The 19,523-nt window shown below is 63.2% G+C and carries 20 protein-coding genes; 13 read left to right on the plus strand and 7 right to left on the minus strand.

Going from position 1 to position 19,523, the window contains the following annotated elements:
• The first annotated feature begins 11 nt into the window (after positions 1-11).
• The 7 genes from NKJ91_RS05545 to NKJ91_RS05575 all read left to right on the plus strand — a co-directional run bounded on the left by NKJ91_RS05545 (position 12) and on the right by NKJ91_RS05575 (position 7,219).
• A complete protein-coding gene (locus NKJ91_RS05545) occupies positions 12-971 on the plus strand; it encodes an ABC transporter permease (RefSeq protein WP_023676218.1) in 960 nt (319 codons plus the stop codon).
• Between the two features lie 11 nt (positions 972-982).
• On the plus strand, positions 983-1,810 hold the full coding sequence (locus NKJ91_RS05550; RefSeq protein WP_352452240.1) for an ABC transporter permease: 828 nt from the start codon (positions 983-985) through the stop codon (positions 1,808-1,810).
• Entirely contained in the window at positions 1,810-3,495 is a 1,686-nt protein-coding gene (locus tag NKJ91_RS05555; protein WP_352454758.1) for an ABC transporter ATP-binding protein, read from the plus strand. The genes NKJ91_RS05550 and NKJ91_RS05555 overlap by 1 nt, the downstream gene beginning before the upstream one ends.
• A 93-nt stretch (positions 3,496-3,588) precedes the next feature.
• Positions 3,589-4,428, plus strand: a complete 840-nt coding sequence (locus tag NKJ91_RS05560; protein ID WP_352452242.1) for an alkaline phosphatase family protein — start codon at positions 3,589-3,591, stop codon at positions 4,426-4,428.
• Between the two features lie 133 nt (positions 4,429-4,561).
• Positions 4,562-5,125 (plus strand): sigma-70 family RNA polymerase sigma factor, encoded by a 564-nt coding sequence (locus NKJ91_RS05565; protein WP_352454759.1) that lies wholly within the window; start codon positions 4,562-4,564, stop codon positions 5,123-5,125.
• Entirely contained in the window at positions 5,122-5,790 is a 669-nt protein-coding gene (locus NKJ91_RS05570) for an anti-sigma factor (protein WP_352452244.1), read from the plus strand. The genes NKJ91_RS05565 and NKJ91_RS05570 overlap by 4 nt, the downstream gene beginning before the upstream one ends.
• On the plus strand, positions 5,780-7,219 hold the full coding sequence (locus NKJ91_RS05575) for a S8 family serine peptidase (RefSeq protein WP_352454760.1): 1,440 nt from the start codon (positions 5,780-5,782) through the stop codon (positions 7,217-7,219). The genes NKJ91_RS05570 and NKJ91_RS05575 overlap by 11 nt, the downstream gene beginning before the upstream one ends.
• Positions 7,220-7,224: 5 nt before the next feature.
• On the opposite strand, the gene NKJ91_RS05580 is transcribed toward NKJ91_RS05575, so the two are convergent.
• Complete coding sequence (locus NKJ91_RS05580; protein ID WP_352454761.1) at positions 7,225-7,719, minus strand: DUF8737 domain-containing protein; 495 nt, start codon at positions 7,717-7,719, stop codon at positions 7,225-7,227.
• A gap of 81 nt (positions 7,720-7,800) precedes the next feature.
• Here NKJ91_RS05580 and NKJ91_RS05585 point away from each other — a divergent pair, with 81 nt between their 5' ends.
• Positions 7,801-8,709 carry a LysR family transcriptional regulator gene (locus NKJ91_RS05585; RefSeq protein WP_352454762.1) on the plus strand — a complete coding sequence of 303 codons (909 nt, stop codon included), beginning with the start codon at positions 7,801-7,803 and terminating at the stop codon, positions 8,707-8,709.
• 72 nt (positions 8,710-8,781) lie between these two features.
• On the opposite strand, the gene NKJ91_RS05590 is transcribed toward NKJ91_RS05585, so the two are convergent.
• Positions 8,782-9,804, minus strand: a complete 1,023-nt coding sequence (locus tag NKJ91_RS05590; RefSeq protein WP_352454763.1) for a substrate-binding domain-containing protein — start codon at positions 9,802-9,804, stop codon at positions 8,782-8,784.
• 362 nt (positions 9,805-10,166) lie between these two features.
• On the opposite strand from NKJ91_RS05590, the gene NKJ91_RS05595 reads away from it, so the two are divergent.
• The 5 genes from NKJ91_RS05595 (at position 10,167) to NKJ91_RS05615 (ending at position 16,726) form a co-directional block, all read left to right on the plus strand.
• A complete protein-coding gene (locus NKJ91_RS05595) occupies positions 10,167-11,522 on the plus strand; it encodes an ABC transporter substrate-binding protein (protein ID WP_352452249.1) in 1,356 nt (451 codons plus the stop codon).
• A 227-nt stretch (positions 11,523-11,749) separates the two neighbouring features.
• Positions 11,750-12,763, plus strand: a complete 1,014-nt coding sequence (locus NKJ91_RS05600; RefSeq protein WP_352454764.1) for a carbohydrate ABC transporter permease — start codon at positions 11,750-11,752, stop codon at positions 12,761-12,763.
• A gap of 1 nt (position 12,764) precedes the next feature.
• Entirely contained in the window at positions 12,765-13,919 is a 1,155-nt protein-coding gene (locus NKJ91_RS05605) for a carbohydrate ABC transporter permease (RefSeq protein ID WP_352452251.1), read from the plus strand.
• Between the two features lie 4 nt (positions 13,920-13,923).
• Positions 13,924-15,588 (plus strand): beta-galactosidase BglA, encoded by a 1,665-nt coding sequence (gene bglA, locus NKJ91_RS05610; protein ID WP_352454765.1) that lies wholly within the window; start codon positions 13,924-13,926, stop codon positions 15,586-15,588.
• Positions 15,589-15,613: 25 nt separating this feature from the next.
• Positions 15,614-16,726, plus strand: a complete 1,113-nt coding sequence (locus tag NKJ91_RS05615; RefSeq protein WP_023680224.1) for an ABC transporter ATP-binding protein — start codon at positions 15,614-15,616, stop codon at positions 16,724-16,726.
• A 179-nt stretch (positions 16,727-16,905) separates the two neighbouring features.
• Here the strand turns inward: NKJ91_RS05615 and NKJ91_RS05620 are convergent, their stop codons facing one another.
• The 5 genes from NKJ91_RS05620 to NKJ91_RS05640 all read right to left on the minus strand — a co-directional run bounded on the left by NKJ91_RS05620 (position 16,906) and on the right by NKJ91_RS05640 (position 19,491).
• Positions 16,906-17,145 (minus strand): DUF680 domain-containing protein, encoded by a 240-nt coding sequence (locus NKJ91_RS05620; RefSeq protein ID WP_352454766.1) that lies wholly within the window; start codon positions 17,143-17,145, stop codon positions 16,906-16,908.
• A gap of 68 nt (positions 17,146-17,213) precedes the next feature.
• Complete coding sequence (locus NKJ91_RS05625; protein ID WP_352454767.1) at positions 17,214-17,420, minus strand: DUF680 domain-containing protein; 207 nt, start codon at positions 17,418-17,420, stop codon at positions 17,214-17,216.
• Between the two features lie 71 nt (positions 17,421-17,491).
• Positions 17,492-17,695, minus strand: coding sequence for a DUF680 domain-containing protein (locus tag NKJ91_RS05630; protein ID WP_023680227.1), 204 nt, complete (start codon positions 17,693-17,695; stop codon positions 17,492-17,494).
• Between the two features lie 441 nt (positions 17,696-18,136).
• Positions 18,137-18,883, minus strand: a complete 747-nt coding sequence (locus NKJ91_RS05635) for an FAD-binding oxidoreductase (protein WP_352454768.1) — start codon at positions 18,881-18,883, stop codon at positions 18,137-18,139.
• Positions 18,880-19,491, minus strand: a complete 612-nt coding sequence (locus NKJ91_RS05640; protein WP_352451603.1) for a molybdopterin-dependent oxidoreductase — start codon at positions 19,489-19,491, stop codon at positions 18,880-18,882. Before NKJ91_RS05640 ends, NKJ91_RS05635 begins: the two co-directional genes overlap by 4 nt.
• Between the last annotated feature and the right edge of the window lie 32 nt (positions 19,492-19,523).

The raw sequence follows: 19,523 nt of genomic DNA on the forward strand, positions 1-19,523 counted from the left end.
GCCTTGCGGATATGTCCTCACCCATCGTGAAACTGGTGGCCCAGCGCATTGCGCTGGGCATTCTGCTGCTGTTGGCCGTTTCGGTCCTGATCTTCGCCGGCACCCAGATCCTGCCCGGCGACGTCGCGCAAGCCATCCTCGGACAGTCGGCGACACCGGAGTCGCTCGCCAATCTGCGCGAGCAGCTCGGCCTCAATGATCCCGCTTACATCCGTTATTTTCGCTGGCTCGGCGGCATTCTGACCGGTGATCTCGGCACGGCGATGTCGAGCGGTCAGGATATCGCAACCTCTATCAAGGGAAGGCTGTGGAACACGCTGTTCCTCGCCTTCTGGGCGGCGGTCGTCGCGGTGCCGCTGGCGATCATCCTCGGCCTGATCGCGGTGCGCTACCGCAATGGCTGGGTCGACAAGCTGATCTCGGGACTGGCGCTGGCCTCGACGTCCTTCCCGGAATTCTTCGTCGGCTATGTGCTCGTTTTTTTCTTCGCGGTGCAACATCAATGGTTTCCCGCCATTTCCACTGTCTATGACGGGATGCCTTTCGGCGAACGCATTCAGGCCATCGCACTGCCGGCGGCGGCGCTGACCCTGGTGGTGCTAGCCCATATGATGCGCATGACGCGCGCCGCGATCCTCAATGTCATGCAGTCGGCCTATGTCGAAACCGCCGAACTCAAGGGGCTTTCGGCCTTCGCGGTCATCCGCAGGCATGCCTTCCCCAATGCCATTGCGCCGATCATCAACGTCGTGATGCTCAATCTCGCTTACCTGATCGTCGGCGTCGTCGTGGTCGAAGTTATCTTTGTCTATCCAGGCATGGGCCAATACCTCGTCGACCACGTCACCAAGCGCGACGTGCCGGTGGTGCAGGCGGTCGGGCTGATCTTCGCCGCCGTCTACATCAGCCTGAACATCATCGCGGACATAGCGGCGATCATCGCCAATCCGCGCCTCAGACATCCGAAATGAGGGGGGCGGGTATGCTCGTCATCAAACGCATCCCCATCCCGGCATTGGTCGGCATCGTGCTGACGGCGCTGTTCGTGCTGGCAGCAATTTTTGCGCCGTGGATCGCGCCGCATGGCAATGCCGAGATCGTCAGCGACGTCCCTTGGGAACCGATGTCCGCGGCGCATTGGCTGGGCACCGACAATCTCGGCCGCGATCTGTTGTCGCGCATGATCTACGGCGCCCGCATCACCCTGTTCATCGCGGTGCTGGCGACCGCGCTGTCCTTCTCGCTCGGCGCCATCCTCGGCTTTTCGGCAGCGGTTTTCGGCGGCTGGTTCGACACGCTTCTGTCGCGTCTCGTCGATCTCCTGATGTCGATCCCGACACTGATCATGGCCCTTGTCGTGCTGTCGGTGCTGCCATCCAATCTCGTGACACTGATCCTGGTCATGGGCATTCTGGACTCGACCCGCGTCTACCGCCTGTCGAGGGCGGTCGCCGTCGACATCAACGTCATGGATTATGTCGAGGCGGCCAAGCTGCGCGGCGAAGGCAGCGGCTGGATCATCTTCCGGGAAATCCTGCCCAATGCGCTGTCGCCGCTGGTTTCGGAACTCGGCCTGCGCTTCATCTATGCCGTACTGTTCCTGTCGACGCTGTCCTTCCTCGGGCTTGGCGTGCAGCCGCCGGACGCCGATTGGGGCGGCATGGTCAAGGAAAACAAGGATGGCATCGTCTTCGGCATAGGCGCCGCCCTCATTCCGGCGGCGGCGATCGCAGCGCTGGCGATTTCCGTCAATCTCGTCGCCGACTGGGTGCTCAACCGCACGACAAGCCTGAAGGGAGGACGCGGGTAATGGCTGACAAGCAACCGAAGCCCGGGCAACCGAAGCCCGGGCAACCGAAGTCCGGCGTGCTGCTCGACATCCGCAATCTGCGCATCGAGGCCACGGTATATCCGCCGGGTGAGGCGCCGAAGAACATCGTGCTGGTGCACGATGTCTCGCTGACGCTCGAAAAGGGCAAGGTGCTCGGATTGATCGGCGAGTCCGGCGCCGGCAAATCGACCATCGGCCTGTCGTCGATGGGCTACGGCCGCGGCGGCGTGCGCATCACCGGCGGCGAGGTCATCCTCAATGGCCGCGACATCTTGAAGGGCGGCAACGAAGGGTTTCGCAAATTGCGCGGCCGCGAGGTCTGCTATGTCGCGCAATCGGCGGCAGCCGCCTTCAATCCGGCGCACAGGCTGATGGACCAGGTGGTCGAGGCAGCACTCCTGCACGGCACGGCGACGCGGGCCGAAGCCGAAAAGCGCGCCGTGGCGCTGTTCAAGAAGCTCAGCCTGCCGAACCCCGAAAGCATCGGCGAGCGCTTCCCCCACCAGGTCTCGGGCGGTCAGCTGCAGCGCGTGATGACGGCAATGGCGCTGTGCTCGGAGCCCGACCTGATCGTCTTCGACGAGCCGACCACGGCGCTCGACGTGACGACGCAGATCGACGTCTTGGCGGCGATCAAGGATGCCATCCGCGACACGCATGTCGCGGCGCTCTACATCACTCACGACCTTGCCGTCGTCGCCCAGGTCTCGGACGAGATCATGGTGCTGCGCCACGGCCGGCTAGTCGAATGGGGCGGCACCCGCCAGATCATCAAGGAGCCGCGCCAGGAATACACCAACGCGCTGGTTTCGGTGCATCAGATCGAACACCAGGAGCAGCAGCCTGGCACGAGCCCGTTCCTGTCGGTCAAGAACATCACCGCCGCCTATGGCCGCAGTCACATCAAGGTGCTGAAGAACGTCTCGGTCGATATTTTCCCCGGCCAGACGCTGGCGGTGGTCGGCGAGTCCGGCTCCGGCAAATCGACACTGGCGCGCGCCATCACCGGCCTCTTGCCGCCCGAACAAGGCACCGTCACCTTCGACGGACGGCCGCTCGCCAACCGGCTTGCCGACCGGCCGAAGGAGGATCTTCGCCAACTGCAGATGATCTACCAGATGGCCGACGTGGCGATGAACCCGCGCCAGACGGTCGGAACCATCATCGGCCGGCCGCTGGAATTCTATTTTGGGATGCGCGGGCGCGAGCGCGACAAACGCGTCGCCGAGCTGCTCGACAAGATCGAAATGGGCAAAGGCTATGTCGACCGCTATCCGGCCGAGCTTTCGGGCGGCCAGAAGCAGCGCGTCTGCATCGCCCGTTCGCTCGCCGCCAAGCCGAAGCTGATCATCTGCGACGAGGTGACCTCGGCGCTCGATCCGCTGGTCGCCCACGGCATACTGGAGCTGCTCCTCGGGCTGCAGAAAGAGGAAAACGTCGCCTATCTGTTCATCACCCACGACCTGGCCACGGTCAAGTCGATCGCCGATTCGATCGCCGTGATGTATCGCGGCGAAGTGGTGCGCTACGGCGCCAAGAGCACCGTGCTGACGCCACCCTTCGATGCCTACACCGATCTTTTGCTATCGTCGGTGCCAGAAATGGAGATCGGCTGGCTAGAGAAAGCGATCAAGGGACGGCGCATGGCCAGCGCGGGGAACTAGCGGGCCGCCCTTTGCGCCCGACGATCCTGTCCGGGCGTGGATTGAACGGCAGGCCCGCCCTGACTTTTCCGATTAAGCCGCATGGAGGCGCCCTTGGCGCTCAACACAAAACTATTGCTCATCATCCTCGACGGCGTGCCTTACCGGAACTGGCGACGGCTGATGGGCAATCTCGAAGGCTGGGTGCAATCAGGCGAAGCCCGCGTATGGAAAATGCGCTCCGTGCTGCCGTCGACCTCGGCATCCTGCTATGCCTCGATCCACACCGGCGTGCCGCCCCAGGTGCACGGTATCCTGTCGAACGAGAACCGGTTTCGCGTCGAACAGCCGGACATCTTTTCCGAGGTCAGCAGGGCCGGCGGCAAGACCGGTGCGGTCACCCACTCCTACTGGTCCGAATTCTTCCGGGCCTATCCGTTCGACCTGGTCGAGGACATGGAGTTCGACCAGCCGGGCAGGCCGATCAGCCATGGCCGGTTCCACACCATGACCGGCTACAATGCCAGGAACCAGATGACGCCGAGCGACGTCGACCTGTTCGCGACGTTGACCATGCTGACCAGGCGCTACGGCATCGACTACGGCATCCTGCACAGCTGTACTCTGGACTCGATGGGCCACCGCTTCGGCCATGACTGCCACGAGATGGATCATGCCGTCTATGCAATGGACGCCATGCTCGCCGGCTTTCTGCCGCGCTGGCGGGAAGCCGGCTACGAGGTGATCGTCACCGCCGATCATGGCCAGACCGATCGCGGCCATCATGGCGGCCACGACGATGAGATGCAGGATTTCGCACTTTACTACTTCGGATCCGGCGAGGGTCCGGAAGCCAATACGCTGCTCGATCAGCTGCAGCTCGCGCCGACGGTGCTTGCGCGCCTCGGCGTGCCGGTGCCGGCGACGATGAAGGCGGAGCCGTTCCTGAGTTGAGCGCGCGCCCTCTTCTCCCTCTGGCAACGCTCCCGCTCTTCAGTTAGCCTCCGCAAATATACGGGCGGATGCGGTGAACCTTTTTGGGCCGATCAGCGACAGAGCAGGCAGGAGCCAGGCGGCTCGACCGGCGATGACGGCCGCGGAGACCGATCGCGCGCTTGTCGAGCGGGTCGCGAAAGGCGACCGTGCCGCCGAGCGGCTCCTGTTCATGCGCCACCACGCGCGGGTCTACCGCTTCGTGGCACGCCAGACGGGATCGGAACTGATGGCCGACGATATCGCGAACGAGGTGTTCCTCGAACTCTGGCGGCAGGCACCGGCCTTCGAGGGGCGCTCGGAGGTCTCGACATGGCTGCTCGGCATTGCCCGCTTCAAGGCGCTGTCCCTGCTGCGCAAGAAGAAGGAAGACTGGATCGACGACGATGACGCGGCCCAGGTCGCCGACGGCGCCGACACGCCGGAAGTCGTGACGATGAAGGAAGACAAGGCCGCCGCCTTGCGACGCTTTATCGATGCCATGCCGGAAGAGCACCGCACGGTGATCGACCTTGCCTATTATCACGGGCAATCGGTGAGCGAGATCGGCGAGGTACTCGGCATCCCGGTCGCAACGGTCAAGACCAGGATGTTCTACGCCCGCAAGAAACTCGGCGAAGCCCTCAAGGCCGCCGGTTACGACAGGGGGTGGCCATGAGCGCCGCTGAAAAAATGTCACGCCGCGACGAAATGGAAATGCTGCTGCCGTTTTATCTGAACGGCTCGCTGGAGGGCACCGAGCTCGAAGCCATCGAGGAATGGCTGGCGAGCGATCCGGCGGCGATGGCCGCACTAGGCGAGGCCGAGGCCGAATTCTCCGGCACCGCTGCCGCAAACGAGGCAATCCGCCCGCCGGCCGATGCGCTCAGCCGCTTTGCCAAGGCGCTCGACGCCGAGGCCGGCCCGTCCCGCGCGCCTGCGGCATCGTCCTGGCTGGCGCAAGCCTGGAGCCGCTTCATGGCGGTGCCCGCCGGCGTCGCCTGGGCCGCGGCCGCGGTGCTGCTGGCTCTGGTCGTCGTGCAGTCTTTTGTGCAGACTGGCAACAGAGGTGGCGATTTCGAGATTGCCGGATCGGAGGACGATCTGGCCAAAATGCCGTTTGCCCTTGTGAAGTTCAAACCGGATGCGAAGCTGTCCGACATCATCGCTTTTCTCGACCAGAACCAGTTGAAGATCGCCGGCGGGCCGACCGCCGACGGCGTCTTCCGCCTCGGCGTTCCGGCCAAGACCGCCGCCGACTATCAGAAGCTGCTTGGCCTTATTGCCGCCCAGCCTTTCACCGAAGCTGCGCTGGAGGGAAGGAAACCGGCTGATGGCGGCTAAGGCGGTCATTCGATTGACGGCGGCGATGACAATCTTCGCCGCGTCCGCAATGGCGCAGACCAATGACTCGAACCTCACCCAGGCTGAGATCGACTGCCTGAACCGGGGAAATGCTGCCAACGCCGACTGCGCCAAGGATGGCGGCGCCGTGAAGGATGGCGGCAAAGCGCTGGCTCCTGGAATAACGGGCGCGGTGTCTCTTCCGGACTTGATTGTCGACCTGTTCCCCAATCCTGCCGTAGTCACCGAGGCGCCTATACCTCCTGGCAATACTGCAACCCCGCCCGCCGTCGCGCCGGCAATACAGGCTGCCGCGCCGGGCGGTCCGGTCGTAGCACCCACCGATCTTGTCGCAACCGAGCCGCCGCGCGCCGTGATCGGCGATTTCGTGCCCGACGAGGTGCTGGTCACGGTCAATGGCGATGCCGGCGCGGTCCAGCAGATCGCGGCCTCGTTCGGCCTCGAGATACGCTCGCAGCGGCAGTCGCGGCTGCTCGGCAACACGCTGGTGCGCTTCGGCATTCCCGATGGCCGCCCGGTCGGCGTCGTGCTGGCGCAACTTGCCGCCGACGGCCGTACTTTGCGGCGTGAGGCCAACCATGTCTACTCGCTGCAGCAGGCGGCCAGCATCGTCAATTATGCGTTCGAGCGCATCGCGCTCGATGCCGACAAAGCCAGCGGCGAGAATGTGCGCGTCGGCGTCATCGACACCGGCATCGACGACGGCAATCCGGCGCTCTCCGGCGTCATCGCCGGGCAGTTCGATGCCATGCCCGACGTGCCGATCAAGGCGCGCGACCACGGCACTTCGGTCGACGGATTGATCGCCGGTAACGGCGCGTTCAAAGGCATGGCGCCGGGCGCCAGGATCTATCATGCCCGCGCCTTCGAGGGCGGCAAATCGACCATGGACGCCATCCTTTCGGCGCTCGACTGGGCGGCGGAGCAGGATGTCCGCATCATCAATATGAGCTTCGTCGGTCCGAAGAACGACCTGCTCGGCATCGCCTGCCGCAATGCGCGCGCGCTCGACATCGTGCTGGTTGCGGCCGCCGGCAATAACGGACCGAAGGCGCCCTATGGTTATCCGGCCGCCTTCGACGGCGTGATCGCGGTGACGGCCACCGATGCCAAGGACGGGCTGATGCCGCAGGCCAATCGCGGCGCCTACGTCTTCATCTCCGCTCCCGGCGTTGAGATGGTGGCGCCGAGCGGCGCCGGCTCGGACGTGGTGACCGGGACGTCCTTCGCCGCAGCGATCGTGACCGGCGCCGTCGCCAACCTGTTGCATGCCGCACCCGACCGCTCCGCCGACTGGGTCGAGAAAGCGCTTGCCGCCACGGCAAAGGATCTCGGCCCCAAGGGGCGCGACAATGATTTCGGCTTTGGCCTGCTGGACACCAAGGCGGCCGAAGCGGCGAAGGAATAGCCCGCTCAAGTCGCGTTTTGCCGAGGACGTGCCAGAAAATAGAATGCGGCGACATGCGTTATCATCAGCAGCGGTACGTAGATGATCGGGATCGCGTAGGTGGCGCCCAGTTCGCCTGCGCGTGCAGGAAGGCCGATCTGAATGGCGTGGTAATAGTCGACGATGAGGTCGACCGTCCCTGCGACATTGAAGGCGACGACCAACGGCCAGAAGAGCGGGCGTATCCTCACCGTGAGCAGCGCCAGCATGGCCAGCACGCCAGTCGCGAAATCGCCGTAGGCGGCGAATACGGCGAAGTCGGTGGGCAGATTGGGGCTTACGACACCTGGAACCATGAAGACGAGCCCGAAGAAGCGGAAGCTGTGCAGCGTGGCGATGGCGCGTTGCGCCGCGACCCGGTCCATCGACCTGAGCCACGGCAAACCGTACGCGCCGAAGCAAAGCAGCCACGCGACATAGCCGAGAACAAGATGGGTTTGGAATACCATTTCCGTGGACATTTGGCCTTCTCTCAACAGTTGATTCACGCGGCTTTAAGCCCGCTACCGCAATTCGACTATCCGGTGTAATCACAACAACCTATGAAGCAGAACTACACAGTCCGACATGGTGCGCTGGAGGGCGTCGAGGCGTTCCTGGCCGTCGCCAGGCGCCGTAACTTCCGCCGTGCCGCCGCCGATCTCGGCGTGACGCCATCCGCCGTGAGCCAAGCGGTGCGCGCGCTGGAAGCCCGTCTGGGCACGGCGTTGTTCGTCCGCACGACGCGGAGCGTTGGTTTAACCGAGCCTGGCCAGCGGTTCCTCGACCGTGCCGGCCCGGCATTCGAAGAGCTTGTCGCGGCCGGCGAGGCTGCCCGCGATATCGGCCAGCGGCCGACCGGTCTGCTGCGCCTGTCTGTACCCCGCGCTATCGTGCCGTTGATGTTGGAGCCGCTGCTCGCGTCGTTCTGCCAAGCCTATCCTGAGATCGAACTGGAGATCGCCGTGAGCGACCAGATGGTCGATCTCGCGACCGGTGGGTTCGATGCCGGTATCCGCCTCGGCCAGCTCATCGCCGCCGACATGGTCGCGGTGCGGCTGACAGCGCCGTTCTCGTTCGTGGTCGTCGGCAGCCCTGACTATCTCGAGCGCCAAGGCCGTCCCGAGCGTGTCGACGACTTGCGCCACCACGCCTGCCTACGCTTGCGCCGCTCGAATGGCAGCATCGCGCCCTGGTCGTTCATCGACGGCAACGGTGCAATCGAGGCAATCGTCTCAGGCCCGCTGATCGCGCACGACTATTCGACATTGGTCGGGGCCGCGATGCGGGGCGTGGGGTTGGCGCAGACGCCGCGACCACTCGCCGAAGGTCCGATAGCCGAAGGAAAACTCCAGTCGGTGCTCGACGGCGTCGCCACGACGACGCCGGGTGTCTTCCTTTATCATCCCGGCAAGCGCCAAGTCCTGCCGAAGCTGCGCGCCTTCATCGATCACCTCAAATCCGCGGCCTGAGACCAGGACGCACCCGCTGGTGCTGGCCAACAGCCGCCAAGAGTCGACCTCGGCCGTTCAGAGTGATTGCCTCTAGGCCGGCGCGCCGGCGACCGATCCCCTGACCACCAGGTCGACCGGCCAGACTTCGCCGCGAGCGCCCTCCTCCAGACCGGAAATCCGCGCCGCCAGCCGTTCGGCGATGCGCGCGCCGGCCAGGCGGATCGACGAACGCGTCGTCGACAAGGGCACCGAAAAATTTTCCGGCTTCAGCCACGGGAAGACGTCGTCATGAGCGATCAGCGACAGGTCGCCCGGAATGGTCAGGCCGAGATCGCGCACCGCGCGCACCACGCCGAGCGCCATGATCAGGCTGGAGCAGGCGATCGCCGTCGGCGCGTCGCTTTGTTCCAGCAAGCGCCGGGCGGCGCGGTAGCCGTTCTCCTCGGTCATGGTGAGCGAACAGACATGCTGATCACGAAGTATCAGGCCGCTCGCCGCAAGCGCGCGACGCACGCCGCGCTCGCGATGGATGGCGAAGGTCTCGCGATCGTCGCCATTGATCAGCGCCAGACGCCTATGACCGAGCTGAACGAGTAGCCGCGCCGCCTCGTGGAAGGCGCCCTCATTGTCGATGTCGGTGAACGGATACTCGAAATCGAAGCCTTCGCTGCGGCCATGGACGATGAAAGGAATGCCGAGCGTATTGACCAGCGCCACCCGCCGGTCGGCCGGCCTCGGCGAGGAGATATAGACCGCGTCGACCTGCCGGTTGGCGACAATGCGGCGGTAGGTCGTCTCCTGGTCGTCGGCATCGGCCGGTGACAGCACCAGGTCGAGCTCGTGCGAACGCGCATAGTCGCCGAGGCCGGACAGGAACTCGACGAAATGCGGGTCGATGTCGACGGTCGTCCCCGTCGGCAGCACATAGCCGATCATGCCGGTCTTGCCGGTCGCCAGCCGGCGGGCGCTCGGATTGGGGCGATAGCCGTGACGCTTGGCGGCATCGACCACCCGCCGGCGCGTTTCCTCGTTGACCTCCGGGTAGCCGTTCAATGCGCGGCTGACCGTAGTCTGCGAAAGCGCCAGCACATGGGAGAGCTGCTTGAGGTTCACCGGAGGCCTCCAAACCTCAAAGCGCTTTTAATCTGAATCGAGCCGGCCGCTACGAACTGCGCCGCCGAGCGCAATGACCTTACGCACGGTTCGGACCGGTTTGAAGCCGAATTTGCTGCTGCACCGCCAGAAAACTGTGCTGCAGCGCACTTTCGCTGGCACTCGACCGCAGAAATTAAATCGATTAATTTGGCTTTCTCTTGACTCCGGATCAATTCAGTGGCGAGATCAAAATCACCAAAGCGCTTTGGAAGACTCTACGAAAGGTTGCAGTTCCTTTCCGACTGAGTCACAGTCCTGCAGCGCCGGCGGACGGAATGGAGGTTTCGTTCGGTGTTTGTCACCACTGGGAGGGAATACCGATGAAGAAAATGCTTCTGCTGGGCGCTGCGTTTGCCACGCTTGCGCTCGCCATGCCGGCGCAAGCCGAACTGAAGTTCAAGCCGGGCGAAGATCCCCGTTTCAACTGGGCCAACTACGAGGAGCTCAAGAAGGTCGACCTCAAGGGCGAGACGCTGACGATCTTCGGGCCGTGGCGCGGCGAGGACGAAGGGCTTATCCGCACCGTCCTCGATTACTTCTCCGAAGCCACCGGCGCCGAGATCAAGTACTCCTCGTCGGAGAATTACGAGCAGCAGATCGTCATCGACACGCAGGCCGGCAGCCCGCCCAACATTGCCGTGCTGCCGCAGCCGGGCCTGATCCAGGATCTGGCATCGAAGGGGCTTTTGACGCCGCTCGGCGACGACACGGCCAACTGGGTCAAGGACAATTACGGCGCCGGCCAATCCTGGGTCGACCTCGGCACGTTCAAGGACAAGGACGGCAAACCCGGCTTCTTCGCCTTTCCGTATAAGGCCGACGTGAAGTCGCTGGTCTGGTACTCGCCGGACAATTTCGAGGAAGCGGGCTACAAGGTGCCGAAGACGCAGGAAGAGCTTGCCGAGCTCGAAAAGAAGATCATCGCCGACGGCGGCACGCCATGGTGCATCGGGCTTGGTTCGGGCGGCGCCACCGGCTGGCCGGCGACCGACTGGGTCGAAGACATCATGCTGCGCACCCAGACGCCCGAGACCTACGACAAATGGGTTAAGAACGAAATTCCGTTCAACGATCCGGCAGTGGTCAACGCGATCGACATTTTCGGCAAGATCGCGACGGACGACAAGATGGTCGAGGGCGGCGCCAAGGCGGTTGCGGCGACCGATTTCCGTGACAGCCCGAAGGGCCTCTTCTCGGTGCCGCCGAAATGCTATCTGCACCACCAGGCATCGTTCATCCCGACCTTCTTCCCGCAAGGCACCAAGATCGGCGAGGATGCCGACTTCTTCTATTACCCGCCCTACGCCTCCAAGCCCGAGCTCGGCACTCCGGTGCTCGGCGCCGGCACGCTGGCCATGATCACCAAAGATAGCAAGAGTGCCCGCGCGTTCATCGAATTCCTGAAGCTGCCGCTCGCTCATGAGATCTGGATGGCACAGGGCGGCTTCGTGACGCCGTTCAAGTCGGTCAACAAGGACGCCTATGCTAGCGACGCGCTGAAGAAGCAGGGCGAGATCCTGGCCAACGCCTCGACCTTCCGCTTCGACGGGTCCGACCTGATGCCGGGCAAGATCGGCGCCGGTGCGTTCTGGACCGGCATGATCGACCTGGTCGGCGGCAAGTCCGCCCAGGACGTCGCCACTGACATCCAGAAAAGCTGGGACGCGATCAAGTAAGCGGCCGGCTTGAGTTCCCAATGTGATGTGGTCCGGGCCTCAAACGGCCCGGACCTTATCCGGTGCTTGGCGTCGCGTCGATTGTCGTGAGCACAACGCATTCCGGCATGACGCGCGCCCAGTGACCTGCTTTCCGGCTGGTCGCGCTCCAGACAACTGAATCGGCGCATGATCCCGTCGCCAAAGCCATTCTCGACTGGCGGATCCGTGCGCAGGGGGAGGGACCCATGGCGGCTCAGATTTTTTCGGCGATATTCGTCATCATCATCGGCGTGGGCGGCTGCGTCGCCTATTTCTGGGGCGCCAACAAGGCACTCGACACGATCTTTCCGGCGCGCGGCGTTTCCGGCAAGGCGGCGATTAACAATCTGCGCCGGCAGGGGGTGATCCGGCCTTGGCTGTTCGTCGGCCCGGCGATGATCATCCTCACCATCTACCTGATCTACCCGGTGGTGGAGACACTGAGGCTGTCGTTCCTTGATCGCGGCGGCGCCCATTTCGTCGGCTTGGCCAACTATCAATGGGCGTTCGGCGACCGCGAGTTCCGCAACTCGATCCTCAACAACATCATCTGGCTGGCGGTGGTGCCGGCCGCCTGCACCTTCCTCGGGCTGATCATCGCCGTGCTCACCGACAAGATCTGGTGGGGCACCATCGCCAAGAGCCTGATCTTCCTGCCGCTGGCGATCTCGTTCGTCGGCGCCAGCGTCATCTGGAAATTCATCTACGAATATCACGGCGACGGGCAGACGCAGATCGGCCTGCTCAACGCCATCATCCAGTATTTCGGCGGCCAGCCGCAGGTCTGGATCTCGCTGCCGTTCTGGAACAACTTCTTCCTGATGGTCATCCTGATCTGGATCCAGACCGGCTTTGCCATGGTCATCCTGTCGTCGGCCTTGCGCGGCATTCCGGAAGAGACGCTGGAAGCCGCCGTCATCGACGGCGCCAACCCTTTCCAGATCTTCTGGAAGATCATGGTGCCGCAGATCTGGGGCACCATCGCCGTGGTCTGGACCACCATCACCATCCTGGTGCTGAAGGTTTTCGACATCGTGCTGACCATGACCAACGGCCAGTGGAACAGCCAGGTGCTGGCCAATCTGATGTTCGACTGGATGTTCCGCGGCGGCGGCGATTTCGGCCGCGGCGCCACCATCGCCATTATCATCATGATCGCGGTCATTCCGATCATGGTCTGGAACATCCGCCAGGCGAACAAAGAGACGGAAGGGCATTGAGATGGCCGCGTCGACCGGAAAGTCCTTTGTCAGCCGTTTCGGCGTCCACATCGCCGTCTTCATCTTCGTTGCGATCTGGACGATCCCGACGCTCGGCATTCTGGTCTCGTCACTGCGCGACAAGGATCAGATCATCGCTTCGGGCTGGTGGAACTCGTTCACCAGTTCCAGCCAGACGGAAGCCGGCCGGCTGCCGCCAGCCTCGGCGCAGGTCGAGAAGGAGGGCAAGTTCGTCCTGCAAGGCAATATCTTCGGCGACGGCCCGGCCCGCAACATCAGCGCCTTTGGCGTCAAGTCGGCCGCGCCGACGCAATATCCCGCCGGCTCGACAGCCGATCTCGGCGACGGCGTCACCCTGCAACTCAATGCCGACGGCAGTTTCGTCATGACCTCGCCGAAGGCTTTCGAGAGCGAACGCGGCCAGCGCGTCTATTACGCCTCGTCGGCGCCGCCGAAATTCACCACCGACAATTACGACACGGTGCTGTTTTCGGAAGGCATCGGCCGCTCCTTCATGAACTCGCTGACCGTCACCATTCCGGCGACCGTCATTCCAATCCTGATCGCCGCGTTCGCCGCCTACGCGCTGGCCTGGATGCGCTTTCCTGGCCGGGCCCTGCTCATCGCCGTCATCATCGGCCTCCTGGTCGTGCCGCTGCAGATGTCGCTGATTCCGCTGTTGAAGCTCTATAACGGCGTCGGCAGCTTCTTCGGCGTGCCGTCGAAGACCTATCTCGGCATCTGGCTGGCCCATACCGGCTTCGGCCTGCCTTTCGCCATCTATCTTCTGAGGAGCTATATCGCCGGCCTGCCACGCGAGATCATGGAGTCGGCGCGCATCGACGGCGCCAGCGATTTCGAGATCTTCGTCAAGATCGTGCTGCCACTGTCGTTCCCGGTGCTGGCCTCGTTCGCCATCTTCCAGTTTCTCTGGGTGTGGAACGATCTGCTGGTGGCGATGGTTTTCCTTGGTACCGAGGGCGACCAGATCGTGCTTACCGCCAAGCTCAATGCGTTGCTCGGCTCGCGCGGCGGCGACTGGGAGATCCTGACGACATCGGCCTTCGTCACCATCATCGTGCCGCTGATCGTGTTCTTCTCGCTGCAGCGCTATTTCGTCCGTGGGCTGCTTGCCGGCTCGGTGAAAGGAGGTTGAGATCATGCAATCCGCTTTGAAGGCCACCCCGAAGCCAGATCTCGCTATAGATCGCGACTGGTGGCGAGGTGCCGTGATCTACCAGATCTACCCGCGCAGCTATCAGGATTCGAACGGCGACGGCATCGGCGACCTCAGGGGCATGATCAGCCGGCTGGCCTACATCGCCTCGCTCGGTGTCGACGCCATCTGGATCTCGCCATTCTTCAAATCGCCGATGAAGGATTTTGGCTACGACGTGTCGGATTATTGCGATGTCGATCCGATGTTCGGCACGCTGGCCGACTTCGACGCGCTGACCGCAGAGGCGCATCGGCTTGGCCTCAAGGTGATGATCGATGAGGTGCTCTCGCACACCGCCGACATCCATCCCTGGTTCAAGGAGAGCCGCTCGAGCCGGAGCAATCCAAAAGCCGACTGGTATGTCTGGGCGGATGCCAAGCCGGACGGCACGCCGCCCAACAACTGGCTGTCGATCTTCGGCGGCTCGGCCTGGCAGTGGGACACCAGCCGCCAGCAATATTACCTGCATAATTTCCTGGCCGAGCAGCCCGACCTCAATTTCCACAGCCGCGCGGTCCAGGACGCGCTGCTCGACGTCACCCGCTTCTGGCTGGAGCGCGGCGTCGACGGCTTCCGCCTCGATACCATCAATTTCTATTTCCACAGCCAAGGCCTGGAAGACAATCCGCCGCTGCCGCCCGAGCAGCGAAACGACCAGACGGCGCCGGCCGTCAACCCCTACAACTACCAGGACCATCTCTACGACAAGAGCCGGCCTGAAAACCTCGGCTTCCTCGAACGCTTCCGCGCCTTGCTCGACGAATATCCGGCGACGGCCGCGGTTGGCGAGGTCGGCGATTCGCAGCGTGGGCTGGAAGTGGTGGCGGCCTATACGGCCGGCGGCAAGCGCGTGCATATGTGTTACTCCTTCGACTTCCTGGCGCCGGAGAAGATCAGCGCGGCAAAGGTACGCTCGGTGCTGGAAACCTTCGGCAAGGTGGCCAGCGACGGCTGGTCGTGCTGGGCCTTCTCCAACCATGACGTGATGCGTCCCGCCTCGCGCTGGGCAGCCGGCGAGCCCGACCCGACCGCCTACCTCAAGGTCATCTCGGCGCTGCTGATGTCGTTGCGCGGCTCGGTCTGTATCTATCAGGGCGAGGAGCTCGGGCTCAGCGAGGCCGAGCTCAGCTTCGAGGATCTGCAGGACCCATACGGCATCCGCTTCTGGCCTGAATTCAAGGGCCGCGACGGCTGCCGTACGCCGATGGTTTGGGACGGCGCTGCCCGCAATGGCGGCTTCTCGACGGCAAAGCCCTGGCTGCCGGTGCCCAGCAAGCACCTTGCGCAAGCCGTCAATGTGCAGCAAGGCGACGACGGCTCGCTGCTCGAGCACTACCGGCGCTTCCTGGCTTTCCGCCGCGCCCATCCGGCACTGGCCAAGGGTGATATCGAGTTCATCGAAAGCGAGGGCGACACCGTCGCCTTCACCCGCCGTGAAGGCAACGAGCAGATCGTCTGCGCCTTCAATCTCGGAGCAAAGCCTGCCGAAGTCGATCTTGGCGGCCGCTCATTGCAGCCCTTGCCGGGACACGGGTTTTCGGGACAGACTGGCGCCGGCACTATCCGCCTCGGCGGCTACGGCGCCTGGTTCGGGCGTATCGACTGAATTCAAGGAAGAACTGGAGGGTACCATGGCCGATGTCACGCTAAGGCAAGTGAGGAAATCATATGGCAATCTCAACATTCTGCACGGCGTCGACCTCGACATAAAGTCGGGCGAATTCATCGTCTTCGTCGGCCCCTCTGGTTGCGGCAAGTCGACCTTGCTGCGCTGCATCGCCGGGCTGGAGGAGATCACCTCGGGCGAGCTCAAGATCGATGGCGAGATCGTCAACGACGTGCCGCCGTCAAAGCGCGGCATCGCCATGGTGTTCCAGTCCTATGCGCTCTATCCGCACATGACCGTCTACGACAACATGGCCTTCTCGATGAAGATCGGCAAGGAAAGCAAGGCCGAGATCGACAAGCGGGTGCGCCAGGCGGCCGAGATCCTGCAGCTGACCAAATATCTCGACCGTCTGCCCAAGGCGATGTCGGGCGGCCAGCGCCAGCGCGTCGCCATCGGTCGCGCCATCGTGCGCAATCCCAAGGTTTTTCTGTTCGACGAGCCGCTGTCCAACCTCGACGCGGCGCTGCGCGTCGCCACCCGCATCGAGATCGCCAAGCTCAAGGAATCGATGCCGGCCACAACCATGATCTACGTCACCCACGACCAGGTCGAGGCCATGACGCTGGCCGACCGCATCGTGGTGCTGAAGGAAGGCCATATCGAACAGGTCGGCACGCCGATGGAGCTCTACAAGCGGCCCGGCAATCTGTTCGTCGCCCAGTTCATCGGCTCGCCGGCGATGAACATCCTGCCGGCGACGATCGACAAGACCGGCAACCCGACGGTCGTCAGCCATGTCGGCGGCCGCAAGGCAACGGTGCCGATCGCAACGCCTGCCTCGGCGAAAGGCGCAGCGGTGAGCTTCGGGGTGCGGCCGGAGGATCTGATGATTGCCACCGGCGCCGACTATTTGTTCGAAGGGACGGTCGATTACGTCGAGCAGCTCGGCGAGGTCCAGCTCGTCTATGTCGACATCGGCCGCGCCGACCTGCCGCTGGTGACCAAGCTGCCGGGCAATGTCGAGGTCAAGCGCGGAGCGACGCTGCGGCTGACGGCGGACGCCGGCGACCTGCATATTTTCGACGCGGACGGGCGCTCTTTCGCGCTCCATGAAGCAGAAGCAAAGGCGGCTTGAAGCAGGCGTTCTTCCGCCATGCAAAAAACAAGAGCGGCGGGCAGGGCCCGCCGCTCTTGTCTGGAATTCCAGTTCGGCCGTTAGAGCGGTTCATCGTTTCACGGAACGCCGAACCGCTCTATCTCTTTGTTTTGACGCAATTCCCAAGGGAAAGCGCTACACGCTTTTCCCGGGAAAACCTAGTTGTTGCCGAAGAGGTTGCGGTCGGCGCCCTGAGGCGCGGACTTGGGCACATCGCCAGACGAATTCAGCAGCTTGTAGATCGGCGAGTTGCTGTCACGTACCGAATACGTCTGCGTCTTGTCGACGTTGACGGTCGACTGCTTGTTGATGTCGGTCCCGCCAACATTGTCGTTGCGGGCATAAGCGCTGCCGGCGGCAATCAAGAGAGCGGCGGCAGTAAGAACAATCTTTTTCATTTTGGGTACTCCTGGATTTTCGAAATCAAGCGGCGGGCATGCCGCCGCCTTGATGGTGGGATCGGCTGTTAGTTGTTGCCGAAGAGGTTACGGTCGGTGCCCTGGACAACCGGCTGCTTTTCAGCCTGGTCCGACGTCTTGACGGAAGCCGTGTAGGAGCTGTCGACCGAGACAGCGGGCTGGTAGGCTCCGTTGGAACCAAAGTTGTCGCTGCCCGCGAAGGCGCTGCCGGTGATGGCCAAAACGGCGGCGGCAGCAAGAACGATCTTTTTCATCTTAATACTCCTGAATTTTTCAGATCCCCGGACGGCGGATATCCCCGCCGCCCTGATGCTGGGATCGGCTGTTAGTTGTTGCCGAAGAGGTTTCGGTCGGCGCCCTGGACAGGCTGCTGGTCAGCATGAGCCGGCTTCTGAATGGAAGCCGTATACGAGCTGTCGACCGAAGCGGCAGGCTGGTTCGCACCCTTGGAACCAAAGTTGTCGCTGCCAGAGAAGGCGCTGCCGGTGATGGCCAAAACGGCGACGGCGGCAAGAGCGATCTTTTTCATTTTAGTACTCCAGTATCTCAGTTTTTCCGTCCGTCCAGCGGCGTGTCTTGGGAGGAATTCGCGTCGTTCGGACAGCCCCGATGTGGGAAAGGCGATGGCCAGTTTCCAATCACGAAGTTGTTTGGTGTGGACCAAGAATCTACACCTTGAAATTGTGCCAGAGATTCCCTTCGCCACAATTTTATTGCTAAATATCAAGTAGATAGCCCATGGTATCGGTCTGCCTGCAAGGTGACTTGGGGAGGCAGCGTTCACAGCGTCCTGCACGCATTGTCAACAGAAACGAACCGTTCGGTTCGATTTTTTAAACCGATAAAAGTCGCGGCCGAGGTTCTTTGTCGAATCGTTAACCATTTCGGCCAAACGCGGCCTCACCGTTCTGCCGGTTTTCGGCCCGCTTATGCCGGCCGGCGAAGGCAGCAACCGGGCAAGCAGAACCGGTCAGACCCCGTAGCGTTCGGTGCGGATGAGTGCCTCAGGCACCCCGGCATCGATCAGTGCCGCGGCGGCGGCCGTCACGAATGCGTTCGAGCCGCAGACAAAGGCGAGCTTCGGCGGCGCCGGCAGCCTCGTCATGGCTTGCACCATCATCGCGGCGTCGACCCGCCGCGCATGATCTGCCGGACGGCGGGCCGGCTCGCGCGTCAGCGTCAGCACCAGGTCGAAGCCATCCCGGCGCTCGGCGAGGTCGATCAGCTCGTCGCGAAAGATCACCTCGTCCCAGACCCGCGCCGAAAACACCAGGGCGGCGGCGACCAGCGATCCCCGCATCGCCCGGTGACGGAGCATCGACATCAGCGGCACCACGCCCGACCCACCGCCGACGAGCAGGAGCGGTCCGCCATCGCCGTCGGACCAGACGAAATGGCCGCCGAGCGGCCCGCGCAATTCGACCTCGTCGCCCACCGCCGCGATCTCGTGAAAGAACGGCGAGACCTCGCCGTCCTCGAGTTTTTCAATCGCCAGTTCGATGGTCACGCCGGTCTCCGGCGCCGAGGCGATGGAGTAGGAGCGGCGCGCCTGATAGCCGTCCGGCGCCGTCAGCCTGACGTCGACATGCTGGCCGGGACGGTAAGCGAAGGGCCGCGCCGGCTGCAGGAAAAAGCTGGTGACGCGCGGCGTGCGCTTTTGGATCCGGGTGATGGTTACCGTCTGCCAGGGCGACTGCGCCGCCGGTGCGTCGCTCATGGATCGTTCGTGTAGCGCTGCTCGCGCCACGGATCGCCATAGATATGATAGCCTCGCAACTCCCAGAAACCCGGCTCGTCACGCTCGGTGAACTGCAGCCCGTTCAGCCATTTGGCCGATTTCCAGAAATAGAGATGCGGAACGAGCAGCCGGGCCGGGCCGCCATGGTCAGACGTGATCGGCTTGCCTTCATAAAGCAGCGCCACCATCGCCTTGCCGCCGGTGAGATCCTTCGTCGGCACGTTGGTGGAATAGCCGTCGAAACCCAGCGCCAGCGTGAAGGCGGTGGGCGGCTCGATGCCGGCGTCGGCAAGGATGTCGTCGACGAGCACGCCCTGCCACGCCGTGTCGAACTTGGTCCATGCGGTGACGCAATGGATGTCGCGCGTCATCTTGGTCAAGGGCAGCGCGTTGAACTCGGCCCAGTTCCACTTCTTGATCGGCCGCGGCCCGTGCTTAAGCGTGAACGACCAATCCTCGGTGCGGACATGCGGCGTCGGGCCGGCCGACAGGACCGGGAAACCTTGCTCGAGATATTGCCCCGGCGGGATACGTGCATCCGTATCCGTCGGCGGCTTTCGTCCGGAAGAGAAGCCTCGGGTAACCATCGAGAATATCCGTTTGCGCAAGGTCCAACCGA

This window comes from Mesorhizobium sp. M0040 (genome assembly GCF_040323505.1).
Taxonomy (GTDB): Bacteria; Pseudomonadota; Alphaproteobacteria; order Rhizobiales; family Rhizobiaceae; genus Mesorhizobium.

Excerpts from the sequence above, each read along its gene's own strand:
- NKJ91_RS05545 (WP_023676218.1), top strand. The coding sequence starts at position 12 with ATGTCCTCACCCATCGTGAAACTGGTGGCCCAGCGCATTGCGCTGGGC.
- NKJ91_RS05550 (WP_352452240.1), top strand. The coding sequence starts at position 983 with ATGCTCGTCATCAAACGCATCCCCATCCCGGCATTGGTCGGCATCGTG.
- NKJ91_RS05625 (WP_352454767.1), bottom strand. The coding sequence starts at position 17,420 with ATGAAAAAGATCGTTCTTGCTGCCGCCGCCGTTTTGGCCATCACCGGC.
- bglA (WP_352454765.1), top strand. The coding sequence starts at position 13,924 with ATGCAATCCGCTTTGAAGGCCACCCCGAAGCCAGATCTCGCTATAGAT.
- NKJ91_RS05555 (WP_352454758.1), top strand. The coding sequence starts at position 1,810 with ATGGCTGACAAGCAACCGAAGCCCGGGCAACCGAAGCCCGGGCAACCG.
- NKJ91_RS05635 (WP_352454768.1), bottom strand. The coding sequence starts at position 18,883 with ATGAGCGACGCACCGGCGGCGCAGTCGCCCTGGCAGACGGTAACCATC.
- NKJ91_RS05605 (WP_352452251.1), top strand. The coding sequence starts at position 12,765 with ATGGCCGCGTCGACCGGAAAGTCCTTTGTCAGCCGTTTCGGCGTCCAC.
- NKJ91_RS05580 (WP_352454761.1), bottom strand. The coding sequence starts at position 7,719 with ATGTCCACGGAAATGGTATTCCAAACCCATCTTGTTCTCGGCTATGTC.
- NKJ91_RS05640 (WP_352451603.1), bottom strand. The coding sequence starts at position 19,491 with ATGGTTACCCGAGGCTTCTCTTCCGGACGAAAGCCGCCGACGGATACG.
- NKJ91_RS05565 (WP_352454759.1), top strand. The coding sequence starts at position 4,562 with ATGACGGCCGCGGAGACCGATCGCGCGCTTGTCGAGCGGGTCGCGAAA.
- NKJ91_RS05630 (WP_023680227.1), bottom strand. The coding sequence starts at position 17,695 with ATGAAAAAGATCGCTCTTGCCGCCGTCGCCGTTTTGGCCATCACCGGC.
- NKJ91_RS05600 (WP_352454764.1), top strand. The coding sequence starts at position 11,750 with ATGGCGGCTCAGATTTTTTCGGCGATATTCGTCATCATCATCGGCGTG.
- NKJ91_RS05585 (WP_352454762.1), top strand. The coding sequence starts at position 7,801 with ATGAAGCAGAACTACACAGTCCGACATGGTGCGCTGGAGGGCGTCGAG.
- NKJ91_RS05570 (WP_352452244.1), top strand. The coding sequence starts at position 5,122 with ATGAGCGCCGCTGAAAAAATGTCACGCCGCGACGAAATGGAAATGCTG.
- NKJ91_RS05620 (WP_352454766.1), bottom strand. The coding sequence starts at position 17,145 with ATGAAAAAGATTGTTCTTACTGCCGCCGCTCTCTTGATTGCCGCCGGC.
- NKJ91_RS05615 (WP_023680224.1), top strand. The coding sequence starts at position 15,614 with ATGGCCGATGTCACGCTAAGGCAAGTGAGGAAATCATATGGCAATCTC.
- NKJ91_RS05595 (WP_352452249.1), top strand. The coding sequence starts at position 10,167 with ATGAAGAAAATGCTTCTGCTGGGCGCTGCGTTTGCCACGCTTGCGCTC.
- NKJ91_RS05575 (WP_352454760.1), top strand. The coding sequence starts at position 5,780 with ATGGCGGCTAAGGCGGTCATTCGATTGACGGCGGCGATGACAATCTTC.